This is a genomic window from Sphingomonas sp. AP4-R1, from assembly GCF_013113735.1.
In the GTDB taxonomy this organism is placed as follows: Bacteria; Pseudomonadota; Alphaproteobacteria; order Sphingomonadales; family Sphingomonadaceae; genus Sphingomonas_I.
Window position 1 is genome coordinate 3,477,996 of record NZ_CP053346.1, and the last position, 13,187, is coordinate 3,491,182.

Consider the following 13,187-nt stretch of genomic DNA (forward strand, 5'->3'; position numbering starts at 1 on the left):
GCGGAAAAGGGGGGTTACCGCGTCGTCCCGCCGCCAAGCGCCTGATAGAGCGCCGCCACGTCCGCGATCCGCGCAACCCGCGCGTCGACCAGCGCATTGGCGGTCTCGATCCGGGCGGCGGTCGCGTTGAGCAGAGCGAGGCTGCCGACCTGTCCCAGCCGCAGCTGAACATCGAGATAGCCGTAATTCTCGCGTGCGCTGGATGCGGCCGTTTCCGCCGCCGCCAGGCTGCGCCGGTCGGCATCCAGCGCGGTCAGGGCGTTGGCCACGTCCCCGAACGCGCCCAGCACCGCCGCGCGATATTGCGCCTTGGCGATGTCGAGCGCGGCCTCGGCCGAGCGCTGCTGCGCCCGCAATGCGCCGCCGTGGAACAGGGGTTGGGTGATCCCGCCGATCAGCGTCCAGAAGGGATTGCCGTCGCGGAACATGTCGCCGAACGCCACCGCCTGCCCGCCGACCGATCCGCTCAGCGCGATCGAGGGCAGGCGCGCCGCGATCGCCACGCCCACGTCGGCGCTGGCGGCGTGCAGAGCGGCTTCGCTCGCGCGCACGTCGGGCCGCTGGCGGACGAGATCGGAGGGGAGGGACACGGGCAGGTTCGCGGGCAATGTCAGCGTGTCGAGATCCACGCTGGCCGGCAGCGGCTCGTGCGGATCACGCCCGAGCAGGATCGAAAGGCTGGTCTGCTGCGCCACCAGATCCTTCTGCAGCGCCGGTAGCGCGGCCTCGGCCTGCGCCACCACCGTCACCTGCGCCGCCACGTCCGCCTTGCCGATCGCGCCGAGCGACAGCTGGACGCGCAGCAGCGCCAGCGCCTCGCGCGCGGCCTTCAGCCCTTCCTCGGTCGCGGCGATCTTCTTCCGCAGCGCGGCTTCCGTGATCGCGGCGACGACGACGTTGCTGACGACGGTCAGCCGCGCGGCCTGCAATCGGAAGGCGGTCGCCTCCGCCGTCGCCCGCGCCGATTCCACTTTGCGGCGGACGCCGCCGAACAGATCGAGCGGATAGGAGACGGTGAGCGAGGCGGTGTGCAGGCTGTAGCGATAGACCCCCGGATCGGCGAGCGGATCGGACAGCGCCTTCGAAACGCGGGTGCGCTCCGCCTGATAGCCGGCATCGACCTCCGGCAGGAGCCCGCCGACTTCGGCCGAGGCCTGCGACCGAGCTTGCCGCAGCGTCGCGTCGGCGACCGCGATATCGGTATTCTTCGCCAGCGCCATCGCGACGAGCTGGTTCAGCGCCTCGCTGCCGAACTGCGTCCACCAGAGCGACGAGACCGCGCCGCCATTCACGAGCTGCTGACCCGGCGTGGTCGCGGTCGCCGGAATTTCCGGGGCGACTGGTGCCGGCGTGTAATCCTTCGCCGTGGGGGCGGGGGGCGTCTTGAAGGTCGGGCCGACCGCGCAGCCGGCCAGCAGCAGCGCCAGAGCAAGCGGGCTGGCGGCCGTGTGGAAACGGATCATGCCAGCGCCTCCTCTTCCGGCTCGCCGTCCGGATCGGCACCGGGCGGCGTGTGGCGCGAGAACATGTCGATCAGCACGGGCAGCGCGAGCAGGATCAGGATCGGCGCGAGCAGCATCCCGCCGACCACGACGATCGCGAGCGGCTTCTGGACCTGGCTGCCGATACCGCTGGAGAAAGCGGCGGGGACGAGGCCGATCGCGGCGACCAGGCAGGTCATCAGCACCGGGCGGAGGCTGTTCTCGCACGCCTTCACCAGCGCCTCGGCCCGCTCCAGCCCGTGGTCGATCGCCTGATTGAAGGCGGTCAGCACGATGATCCCGTCCATCACCGAAATGCCGAGCAAGGCGACGAAGCCGATCGCCGCCGAGATGGAGAAGGTCGTGCCGGTCAGGATCAGCGCCAGCACGCCGCCCACCAGCGCCATCGGCATCACCGAGGCGGACAGCAACATGTCCCGCGCCGAGCCGAAGTTCAGGAACAGCAGCACGAGGATGAGCGCGAGGCTGATCGGCACGACCAGCTCCAGCCGGTCGATCGCGTCCTGCAGATTGCCAAGCTCGCCCGCCCATTCCAGATGGTAACCGGGCGGCAGCTTCACATCGTGCGCCACGCGCTTCTGGGCCTCGGCGACGGCGCTGCCCAGATCGCGCCCGCGCACCGCGAATTTGATCGGGATGTAGCGCTCCTGATGCTCGCGATAGACGAACGAGGGCCCGCTGATCAGGCGGATGTCCGCCACTTCGGAGAGCGGGACGGGGATGGTGGCGCCATCGGCACCGGGCGCGCCGACCGTGATCCGGCCGATCGATTCGATGCTCTGCCGCTGCGAGGGCTGCAGGCGCACGACGATCGGGAAGTGGCGGTCCGTGCCATGTTCGTAGAGTTCGCCGGCATCCTGCCCGCCGATCGAGGCGCGCACGACCTGGTTCACATCCTCGGGCGTCAGGCCGTAGCGGGCGGCGCGGTCCCGATCGACCGCGACCTGCACGGTCGGCTGGCCGAGCAGCTGGAACACGCCCAGATCGGTGATACCGGGCACCTTGGCCATCGCGTCTTCGATCTTCTTGCCGGTCGCTTCCAGCGTCGCGAGATCGGGGCCGTAGAGCTTGATCGAATTGGCGCCCTTCACCCCGGATGCCGCCTCCTCGACATTGTCCTCGATATATTGGGAGAAGGAGAATTCCACGCCGGGGAAGCGCTCGGCGAAGCGATGCTCCATCTCCTCGGTCAGCTTGGCCTTGGTCATGCCGCGCGGCCATGTGTCGAACGGCTTCAACGGCGCGAAGAATTCGGCGTTGAAGAAGCCGGTGGCATCGGTGCCGTCATCGGGGCGGCCATGCTGGGAGACGACCGTCTCCACCTCGGGATAGCTGGCGATGATGCGCCGCGCCTCGTTCACCACCTTCTGCCCGTCTTCTAGCGAGACGGAGGCGGGCATGGTGGCGCGGATCCACATATTGCCCTCTTCCAGCTTGGGCAGGAATTCGATGCCGAGCGTGCGCGTGGCGAGCCCCGTGCCGAGGACCAGCACGATCACGGCGCCGAGGGTCAGCACGCGGTTGGCGAGCGCGAAGCGCACCGAGGGTTCGTAGACGGCGCGGATCTTGCGGATGATCCACGTCTCCACTTCGTCCAGCCGATCCGGGAGCAGCAAAGCGGAGAGCACCGGCGAGACGGTGAAGGTGGCGATCAGGCCGCCGGCAATGGCATAGGCATAGGTCTTCGCCATCGGGCCGAAGATGTGGCCCTCGATCCCGGTGAGCGTGAAGAGCGGGATGAAGCTGGCGATGATGATCGCGGCGGCGAAGAAGATGCCGCGATTGACCTCTCCCGAACCGCGCAGGATCGCGCCCATCCGGCTGCGCCACGTATAGGCGCCCTCGCCATGCTCGACGGCGTGGCTGCGCTCGACCAGATGGCGGAAGATATTCTCCACCATGATCACGGTGGCATCCACGATCAGTCCGAAATCGAGCGCACCCACGGACAGCAAATTCGCGGATTCGCCCGAGACGGTGATGATCAGCATCGCCACGGAAAGGGCAAAGGGGATGGTGGCCGCCACGATCACCGCCGAGCGCAGATTGCCGAGGAACAACCACTGCAGCACGAAGATCAGGACGATGCCCTCGATCATGTTGTGGATCACGGTGTGCGTCGTCAGCTTGATCAGGCCCGAGCGATCGTAGATCCGCTCCAGCTTCACGCCGGGGGGCAGCACGCCCGATGTGTTGATATCGTGGATCGCCGCCTCGACCGCCGCGATCGTCGGGCTGGATTGCGCGCCGCGATACATCAGCACCGTGCCCTGCACGATATCGCTGTCGTCATTCTGTCCGGCGATGCCCAGGCGCGGCTGATTGCCGATCTTCACCGTGGCGACATCGCGCAGGCGGACCGGCTGGCTGCCGTTCATCCCCACCAGCACGCGATTGACCTCGTCCACCGAGTGGATCAGGGCCACGCCGCGCACGATCGCGCTCTGTGGCCCGATCGTCACGGTCTGGCCGCCGACATTGGCGTTGCTCTTGTTGAGGGCGTCGATCACGTTGGCGACGGTGACGCCCTCGGCGACGAGGCGATCATTATCGATCACCACATCATAGGTGCGCGTCTTGCCGCCCCAGCCGGTGACGTCGATCACGCCCGGCACCGCCTTGATGCGCCGTTCGACCACCCAGTCCTGAATGGTCTTGAGATCCATCACCGAATAGCCGGGGGGGCCGACCACGCGATAGCGATAGATCTCGCCGATCGGGCTGACGGGCGAGATTCCGGGCGAGACGCCGTCGGGCAGGCCATCCACCTGGCCCAGCCGGTTGATCACCTGCTGCTGCGCCTGCTCGAACGTGTAATCGTAGGTGAACTGCACCTTCACGTCGGACAGGCCGAACAGCGAGATGGTGCGGATCGTCTTCACGTGCGGGATGCCCGCCATCGCGACCTCGATCGGGATCGTGATGTTGCGCTCGATCTCCTCGGCCGAGATGCCGCTATTCTGGGTGACGATCTCCACCGAGGGCGGAACCGGATCGGGATAGGCCTCGATATTCAGGTTCGCGAAGGCGAAGCCGCCGGCCGCCAGCATCGCGGCGAGCAGCAGCACGACAAGGACGCGCTGGCGGAGCGCGGCGGCAATGATGAAGTTCATGGCGCGATCAGCTCGGGATGCCGGCTTCGTTGACGAAGATCGCGCCGCTGGTGACGATCATCTCGCCCGGCTTCAGGCCGGCGATCACGTTGACCTGCCCGTCGGCCGCGCCGTCCGCGATCGTCACGTCGCGCGCGACCAGTCTGTTGCCGGGCTGGGCGACCCAGACGCGCGCCGTATCGCCCTCGCGGATCACGGCCTCGGCCGGCACCTGCACGCCGGCGAAAGCGCTGCGGCTCGCCTGCGGGCGGATCGTGAAGCTGGCGAACATCTGCGGCTTCAGCGCACCATCGGGATTGGCGATGACGGCGCGCACCGGCAGGCGATGCGTGGCGGGATCGAGGCCCGAGCCGACGACGCTCACCCGCGCCGAGAAGGTCCGGCCGGGCGAGGAGGGGGTCGTCACGTCCAGCCGGTCGCCGACATGGACGTGTCGCGCGTCGCCCTCCGCCACCTGCGCGATCAGCCAGACCGAGGCCGGATTGGTGATGACGAAGATCGGGTTGGTCTGGCCGGAGCCGAGATATTGCCCGGCCGCCAGCGAGCGGGATGCCACCACGCCGCCGATCGGCGCGCGCACGGTGGCAAGCGCACCGCCCGTGCCCCCCTTCGTGCCGTCGCGAAGATCTCCCGCCGTGCCGCCCTGTATCTTCAGCTGGTCGGCGGCGGTGGCGTAAGCGGCCTCGGCCGTCCGCAGCGCGGCCTGCGCCGCGATCAGATCGGCCTGCGCCTGCAGAGTATCCTTCTGCGCGCCGCCGCCATTCTTGAAGATCAGCTCCTGTCTGTGGGCGGTGCCTTCGGCGATGCGGATCTGCGCGCGGGCATTCTCCCGCTGGGCCGAGGCCGTCACCAGCGCGTCGCGCGCCTGGCTGCGCTCGGTCGAGCGGATGATGGCGAGCGGCTGGCCCTCGCGTACCGTCTGCCCCGGCTCGACCAACACCTTCACCACCTGTCCGGTCAAAGGCGGGACGATCGGCGTAGAGACGTCGTCATTGGTGGAGATCACGCCCGTCGCATGGACGGCGGCGCCTTCGCCGGGCCGGCCGACGCGCTGGATGGAGAGGCTGGCGAACTGCTGCGGGGATGCCTGGAATATCCCCGGCGTCTTCTCCGTCGCGGCCGGATCGGGATCCGCCGTGTGGAACACGGTCGAGGCGACCACCACCAGCAACAGCCCGCCGGCGACGCCGCCCGTGATGAGCAATTGCCGCGAACGGGGCAGCGTCGGGCCTTGGGAAACGGACGACATGGAACCTCGCGAAAACCGGATTTCGCGCCGTAGACTCTGAAGCTGATGCGAAGCTGACGAAGGCTCAGTCGGGGAGAATGATCGCCGCCGTCAGACCGGGACCGTCGCGCTGGTCGAGCCGCAGTGTCGCGCCGAGGATATGCACGGCGCGGCGGGCGATCGGGATGCCGAGCCCGGCGGGGGCGCCATCGGGGCGGGCAGGGGGCGTGAGCAGCGTCTCGCGCCGCTCCGCGCTGATGCCGGGGCCGCGATCGCTGACGACGATGGACGGGCCACCCACGGCATGGGTCACGCCGATTTCGACGATCCCGCCGCCGCGCGCATGGGCGATGGCATTATCCACCAGTGCGGCGAGGCCGACTTCGAGACACGCTGCATCGGTGCGCGCGATCACCCGATCGTCATGCGTGAGCGCGAATTCCAGCCCGGCCTTCGCCGCCACCAGCGCGCGATCCGCGATCGTGCGGGTGGCGAGCGCGACCAGATCCACGTCGGCGGGCTCGAACCGCGCCGTCTCCAGTCGCGCGAGCCGGACCATCTGCGAGACGATCGCACTGGTACGGTCGACGCTGGCGAGCAGGGCATCGGCATCGTCGCGATGCTCGGGCGCGGCATGGCGCGCGAGCAGTTGCGCGCGCACCTTCAATGCCGCCAGAGGCGTGCGGAGCTGGTGCGCGGCATGATCGGCCAGCGCCTGTTCGTGATCGAATGCCTCGCGCACCCGATCGAACAGGCGGTTGATCGCGGCGATGAGATCCTCGAAATCGCCGGGCCAGTCGGTATCGGTCAGCGGATCGAGATCCTGCGGCGAGCGGCTGGCGAGGGTGAGCCGCAGGCGATCGACCGCCGAGAGCCCGCGCCGCAGCGTCCACCACAGTAATGCCGCGCTGCCGAGGATCAATGCCGCCAGCGGGATCAGCAGGCGCTTGGCGCCGCTGATGAGCAGGGTCGTGCGGACCTGCTTCTGCTCGGCGATCACGATCAGCAGATGGTGGCGGGGAATGATGAGGCCGTAGCTGCGCCAGCGATGGCCGTCCGCCTCGAACGTGCCGAAGCCCTCCCGTCGCGGCATGGCCTGCGCGATGCCGGTTCCTTGCGGCGGCACGGCCATCTGCCCGCCGTGAAAAACGGCGAAGCGGCGCCACGGGGCCGAGGCCTGGAAGGCGGCGACGTCCTCGTCACTCAGCAGGCGCTCGGTCGGCCGATCGCGATGCCAGGCGGGGAAGACGGCATCGCCATCCACCTCCTCCCGCATCAGCAGGAAGAGCACCTGCGCCGCTGTCGTCAGCTGTTCGTCCGCGCGCCGGTTGATGTCCGCCCGCACGATCGCGAACAGGAGCGCGGCCATCGACAGGGCGATCACCACCGTGAGCGCGACGAGATAGGCGTAGAGCTGGCCGGCGAGCGACCGCCGGAGCCGCCCCCTCATCGCGCGACCATGTAGCCGAGGCCGCGCGCCGTCACGATCGCCTCCCGCCCCAGCTTGCGGCGCAGCGACGAGACCGCGACCTCCACGGTGTTGCTCTCGATCAGCCGCTCATTGTCGTAGAGCGCGGCTTCGATCTGGGATTTGGTGATGAACTGTCCGGCGCGGCGCATCAGCAGCGCCAGCACCTTATATTCCTTGGCGGTGATGGCGACGGGCTCGCCATTCAGGGCGACCGTCTGCCCGGCCAGATCGATCGCGATATCCCGCACGGTGAGCAGGTCCGTCGCCCGCCGGTCCGCCCGACGAAGCTGCGCGCGCACGCGCGCCGCCAGTTCGTCGACATCCACGGGCTTGACGAGATAATCGTCGGCGCCGGCATCCAGTCCCCGGATGCGCTGGCTCGTGCGGTCCTGCGCGGTGATGATGATGATCCGGGCCGTGTGGCGCAGCGACCGGATCGCGCGGATCACCTCCAGCCCGTCCACATCGGGCAGGCCGAGGTCCAGCAGCACGACGCCATAGGCCTCCGCCTCGATCAGGGCGATGCCGTCCTCTCCGCGCGTCGCCCAGTCGACCGCATGGCCCGCCGCCTCCAGCGCCCGGCGCAGCGCGCTGCCCAGCGACGGGTCATCCTCGACGAGAAGCAGGCGCGAAATGACTCTCTCCGGCGGCACCGGCCGCAGGGGACGGCCTCTGCCGACTGTATCCGCTCATACCCGACAGGCAAACCGGGCGCCGCACTCGCCCCACCCGCGCGCCTCCCTTGCGGCGCGCGGGCATCCCGGTCTGCGGTGGTCAGGCTTTCGTGAGCGGTCTCGGCATCGGCACCTTGCCGTCATGATCCGGCATCCTGGGATAATCGGGCGCGGTGAGGCCCGTGACCAGATCGGCGATCTTCACCGGCTGCCCCGTCTGGAAACAGCGATTGGCGGCCATGCCGATCAGGGCGGAGGCGGCGCCCGCGCGTTCGTCGGCGCGGCGCAGCAGGGGATCGGCGGGCGCGTTCGGATCGAAGATCTCCGCCAGCATCACGGTATCGCCGCCGCCATGGCCGCCGGCACCGGTCGCGGGCGGGATGTCGCGCGGATCGCCCCGCATCGGGATGATCCGCGTCTGGATCTCGTCCCCCATGCTGCTGCCGTTCAGCCCGGAAATGCCGGCCTGCTCGATCACGACATGCTCCAGCCGGCCCTTCGTGCCGTTGAACGCGATCGTATAGCCCTCCCACGCATTGAAGGCATTCAGGCTGTAGCTCAGCGTGGCGCCGCCCTGATATTTCACGATCACGTTCATCGTGTCCTCGATGCTGATCTCCGGCCGCCACACGCACTGATCGCGGAAATAGCCGTCATATTTCTCGGCATCGAGATACATGGCCTTCAGCGCGGGATCGTCCTTCAGGCTGAAGAAGAAGGTGCAGTCGCCGGTTTCGGGGCAGGTGTGGCAGCGCTCGTGACCGCCGACGAGGCCAAAGCGCTTCGCCATGGCGGGCGTGTAGAAATCGCGTTTGCCCACCGCCTGCACCTCGACCGGCATGTCCGACAGCCACCAATTGACCAGATCGAAATGGTGGCTGGCCTTGTGGATCATCAGCCCGCCCGACATCGCCTTGTTCGAATGCCAGCGCCGGAAATAATCCGCGCCGTGGCTGGTGTTCAGCAGCCAGTGGAAATCGACCGACAGGACATCGCCGATCTCGCCCGACATCAGCAGCTCCTTCACCTGGCTGCGATAGGGGGCGTAGCGATAATTGTGCGTGATGCGGATGTGGCGGCCGGTGCGCTTCACGGCATCCAGGATGCGCTGCGCTTTCTCGGGCGTGGTCGTCATCGGCTTTTCGGTGAGGACGTCGCACCCCGCCTCCAGCGCGCGGACGAGATAATCGTCGTGGAACGTGTCCGGCGTGGTGACGATGATCACGTCGGGCCGCTGCTCGCGGACCATCTTGTCGAATTCGGTCGCGAGATAGGGCTTGGGGGCGGGGGCGCCGTTCTGCCCGGCCAGCTTGCCGACCAGCGCAAGGCGGCCGGGATTGGTGTCGACCGCCGCGACCAGCTCGGCATGCGCCTTGTGCGGCCCCCAGATCGCCTGCTGGTACATGCGATTGCGGCTGCCGACGCCGACCGACACGTAGCGCTTACGCTTCGCCTGTGCAGCAGCAGCCGGAAGCGCATCGAGCGACGCCACCGCGATGGCGGAGCCGGCGGCGAGGCCGCCCAGGAGTTCACGCCGCTTGATCGTCGAGCCTTCCAGATCGTTCATCCTATCCTCCTTTGATCATCGTCTTTTTGTTTGCGACCGATCGGTGCGATCGGGTTGTCAGACAGCGCATGTTCCGCGCGCCCAGGGCCGAACGGGGATGTCGGCCCGACCTCGTCTTCGGCCGGCGGGACTGCACCGCACCATGATTCGCGCCGTGCCGCCAGCTGACGAACCTACCTATTCGAGTAACCTGCAACACCACAAAATTACACGGAAAATCTACTCGGAAAAATTATGTTACAAAGGCCATTGCGGGCGCAGACGAGCATGCGAATTCCGCCCCGAATAGATCTGATCGCACCTGCAATAAATGTGCGGAATCGCCTCCGGACTGGATATCCGACATTAGGTCAGAAGATCTGACGCAAGACAGGCCTGTGCATAACTTGTGATACAACTACTTTACAATCGCCCGGCCGATGATATTCCCGGCGACAAGGGCCGAAGAGCCCAGACATGAAGGGGGGCTGAAGAAAACTGCCGTCGTGGGCAGGGCTCTCCCGTGCAAAATGGAGAGAGACATGACCAAGCGACCGCATCGCACCACCGCATCCCTGTTCGGAGCCGCCTCGGGCGCGGCCCTCGTGCTGGCGATGACCGCGGCTCCCGCCATCGCCCAGACCCGCCCCGCTCCGAAGCCTGCGGATCAGACCGCGTCGGGCACCCCCGACACGGATACGGCGGCGGACAATCCCACGCCGAACGCGCCCGGCACGATGGAGGATATCGTCGTCACGGGCTTTCGCGCCTCGCTGAACAGCGCGATCAACCTCAAGCGCAACGAGACCGCCGCGATCGACAGCATCGTGGCCGAGGATATCGGCAAGTTCCCGGACGCCAATCTCGCGGAATCGATGCAGCGTATTCCGGGTGTGGCGCTGTCGCGCGGTGACGGCGGCGAGGGCAAGAACATCTCGGTGCGCGGTCTCGGCGCGGCCTTCACGCGCGTCCGCATCAACGGGATGGAGGGCACGTCCCAGACGGGCGCATCCGATATCTACGGCGCCGGCAATTCGGGCCGCAGCTTCGACTTCAACGCCTTCCCGACCGAAATCTTCTCGTCGCTTGCCGTCCGCAAGACGCCGTCGGCCGACGTGGAGGAGGGCTCGCTCGGCGCGACCGTCGATCTGCGCGCGCCGCACCCGATGGATTTCCACACCGACTTCGTCGCGACCGCGACGGCCAAGGGCATCTACAATCAGGTGAGCAAGAGCGCCGATCCGCGCATCTCGGCGCTCGTCTCCAAGAAATTCCTGGATGGCACGCTCGGCATCCTCGGCTCGTTCGCCTACAGCAAGCGCCACCTGCGCGAGGTGGGCTATTCGGCGGTGAACATCCTGCCGGCCTATATCGACGGCGGCTTCTGCTCGCCGGTCGGCTATGCGCCGCAGAACCCGGCCAACAATGCGGCGCGCGGCACCACCGCCACGGCCTGCAGCACCAATAATCCGCGCACCAGCACGGTGGCGGCCTACAATACGATCCAGAATCTGCGCGGCATCACCAACCAGCCCGGCGGCGGCGCCTTCTTCCCGCGTATCCCGCGCTACGTGAATTCGGAGCAGGATGCGGAGCGCATCGGCGGATCGCTGACGTTGCAGTGGAAGCCGGACGACAATACCGACATCTCGCTCGACGGCCTCTATTCGCGCTTCGACGTGGAGCGGCGCGACAATTATATCGGCGCCATCTCGTTCGGCCGTACCGCCACCAACGGCGGCAAGCCGATGACGTCCGTGCGCGACATCCAGTTCAACCAGAACGGATCGCTCATGTACGGCCTGTTCGACGGGGTCGATGTCCGTTCCGAGGGCCTCGTCGACAAGTTCATCTCGACGTTCAAGCAGGGCAATCTGAACTTCGAGCATCGCTTCTCGGACAAGCTGAAGATCAGCGGCATCGCCGGTTATTCGCATTCGCGCTTCTACAGCCCGCTGCGTCTGCAGACCTTCATGGACATCATCAACGTCAACAATTTCTCGATCGATTTCCGACAGAATAACAAGATTCCGACGATCGGCTTCGGCGTCGATGTCGCGAACCCGGCCAATTTCAGCTACGCGCCGAGCCCGGACAACAATTTCACCGTGCTGGGCGGCTTCAGCACGGCCGGCCGGCCGCTGCGGCAGGACACCAAGAACAAGACGTTCGAGGGCAATGTCGAATGGAATCTGGTCGAGCATATGGCATTCAAAGCCGGTGGCCAGTTCCGCGAGAGCAATTTCCAGATCCGCGGCCAGAATCTGATCCCGAGCCAGGTGCCCGTGCAGGCGCTGTCGGCGGGCACGACGCTCGCCAGCATCACCCGGCAGATCAACAATTTCGGCAGCCTGCTGGGTGACGGCTCGCCCGCCTCGTTCTCGGCGATCGATCCGGCGAAGTGGCGCCAGGCGGTGGGCTTCGACAATTTCCAATATTGCGGCATCGAATGCGGCGCGGCGCGCTCCGGCGTGCGCGAACGCGTCACCAGCGGTTACCTGATGACGACGTTCAACACGGAGGACATGCTGCCCATCCCGATCCGGGGCGATGTCGGCATCCGCTATGTCCACACGCAGCAGGATTCGTTCGGCTACATTCCGGTCGCGGCGGCGGCGGGCGCGCAATATCCCACGGTCGGTCAGCGCGGCGACGTCAACCGATCCTATACCGACTGGCTGCCGTCGGTGAACCTGGTCGCGGAGCTCACGTCCAAGCTGCAGGCGCGTTTCTCGGCGGCGAGCGTGATGTCGCGCGCCGAACTCGGCCTGCTGACGCCCACCTCCGGCGTCACGGTCGCGACGCGCACGGGCACCGTCAACAATCCCTTCCTCGATCCCATCCGCGCGGATACCTATGACGCCGCGCTGGAATGGTATTTCGCGCCGGGATCGCTGCTGTCGGTCGCCTACTTCCACAAGAAAATCCAGTCCTACATCCAGCAGATCTCCAGCCAGGTTCCCTATAGCTCGCTGGGTCTGCCGGATGCGCTGCTGGCGGGGACGCCCTCGACCCCGGCCGATCTCTTCACGGTCAACCGCTCGACCAACACGCCGGGCGGCCCGCTCAACGGCGTCGAGGTCAATGCGCAGTTCCCGCTGACCTTCCTGCCGGGCATCCTGAAGAATCTCGGCGTGCTGGGCAGCTACACCTACGTCAAATCGAAGATCAATTATGTATTGGCCAGCTCGAACGGCGTGCCGACCCAGACATCGACCGACGATCTGATCGATCTGTCCAAGAATGCGGCGAGCGGGACGATCTATTACGAGGACAAGCGCTTCAGCATCCGCTCCACCGCCAGCTATCGCAGCAGCTTCAACCGCGGCATTCCGTCCGGCGCGAATGACAGCGACGTGCGTGCCAATGCCAGCACGCTCTATGTCGATGCCTCGGCCTCGTACAATCTGACGGAGAATATCAAGCTGATCGTCGAGGCGCAGAACCTGACGGACGAGCGCAACACGCTGTATATCGACAGCGTCCGCAAGGACACGTTGTTCCAGACGCGGCAGGGCCGGACCTTCACGATCGGCGCCACGGCGAAGTTCTGAAGGGGCTAGTATCCTTCCCCGCCAGGGGAGGTGTCAGGCGTCAGCCTGACGGAGGGGGAGGAAGCGGAACGGTCGCGGACCTCCCCCTCCGTCGCCACA

7 protein-coding genes are annotated in these 13,187 nt (G+C 66.9%); 1 reads left to right on the plus strand and 6 read right to left on the minus strand.

Annotated elements, in window-relative coordinates; all coding sequences use genetic code 11:
- Positions 1 to 14: 14 nt before the first annotated feature.
- The 6 genes from HL653_RS16130 to HL653_RS16155 form a co-directional block, all read right to left on the minus strand.
- The gene (locus HL653_RS16130; protein WP_171745421.1) at positions 15 to 1,463 is read right to left on the minus strand and encodes an efflux transporter outer membrane subunit; all 1,449 of its coding nucleotides are present in this window, start codon (positions 1,461 to 1,463) and stop codon (positions 15 to 17) included.
- Positions 1,460 to 4,615 (minus strand): efflux RND transporter permease subunit, encoded by a 3,156-nt coding sequence (locus tag HL653_RS16135; RefSeq protein WP_171745422.1) that lies wholly within the window; start codon positions 4,613 to 4,615, stop codon positions 1,460 to 1,462. The genes HL653_RS16130 and HL653_RS16135 overlap by 4 nt, the downstream gene beginning before the upstream one ends.
- A 7-nt stretch (positions 4,616 to 4,622) precedes the next feature.
- On the minus strand, positions 4,623 to 5,864 hold the full coding sequence (locus tag HL653_RS16140) for an efflux RND transporter periplasmic adaptor subunit (protein ID WP_171745423.1): 1,242 nt from the start codon (positions 5,862 to 5,864) through the stop codon (positions 4,623 to 4,625).
- A gap of 64 nt (positions 5,865 to 5,928) precedes the next feature.
- Entirely contained in the window at positions 5,929 to 7,293 is a 1,365-nt protein-coding gene (locus HL653_RS16145; RefSeq protein ID WP_171745424.1) for a HAMP domain-containing sensor histidine kinase, read from the minus strand.
- Positions 7,290 to 7,967 (minus strand): response regulator transcription factor, encoded by a 678-nt coding sequence (locus tag HL653_RS16150; RefSeq protein WP_216599879.1) that lies wholly within the window; start codon positions 7,965 to 7,967, stop codon positions 7,290 to 7,292. Before HL653_RS16150 ends, HL653_RS16145 begins: the two co-directional genes overlap by 4 nt.
- 121 nt (positions 7,968 to 8,088) lie before the next feature.
- On the minus strand, positions 8,089 to 9,555 hold the full coding sequence (locus HL653_RS16155; RefSeq protein WP_171745425.1) for a Gfo/Idh/MocA family oxidoreductase: 1,467 nt from the start codon (positions 9,553 to 9,555) through the stop codon (positions 8,089 to 8,091).
- A gap of 521 nt (positions 9,556 to 10,076) precedes the next feature.
- Between HL653_RS16155 and HL653_RS16160 the strand changes: the two genes are divergently transcribed.
- Positions 10,077 to 13,088 carry a TonB-dependent receptor gene (locus HL653_RS16160; RefSeq protein ID WP_253716965.1) on the plus strand — a complete coding sequence of 1,004 codons (3,012 nt, stop codon included), beginning with the start codon at positions 10,077 to 10,079 and terminating at the stop codon, positions 13,086 to 13,088.
- Positions 13,089 to 13,187 lie beyond the last annotated feature (99 nt).

What these genes read in the sequence shown, in the direction of transcription:
- HL653_RS16160 (WP_253716965.1), top strand. Translation starts at nt 10,077, where the DNA reads ATGACCAAGCGACCGCATCGCACCACCGCATCCCTGTTCGGAGCCGCC.
- HL653_RS16135 (WP_171745422.1), bottom strand. Translation starts at nt 4,615, where the DNA reads ATGAACTTCATCATTGCCGCCGCGCTCCGCCAGCGCGTCCTTGTCGTG.
- HL653_RS16130 (WP_171745421.1), bottom strand. Translation starts at nt 1,463, where the DNA reads ATGATCCGTTTCCACACGGCCGCCAGCCCGCTTGCTCTGGCGCTGCTG.
- HL653_RS16140 (WP_171745423.1), bottom strand. Translation starts at nt 5,864, where the DNA reads ATGTCGTCCGTTTCCCAAGGCCCGACGCTGCCCCGTTCGCGGCAATTG.
- HL653_RS16155 (WP_171745425.1), bottom strand. Translation starts at nt 9,555, where the DNA reads ATGAACGATCTGGAAGGCTCGACGATCAAGCGGCGTGAACTCCTGGGC.
- HL653_RS16145 (WP_171745424.1), bottom strand. Translation starts at nt 7,293, where the DNA reads ATGAGGGGGCGGCTCCGGCGGTCGCTCGCCGGCCAGCTCTACGCCTAT.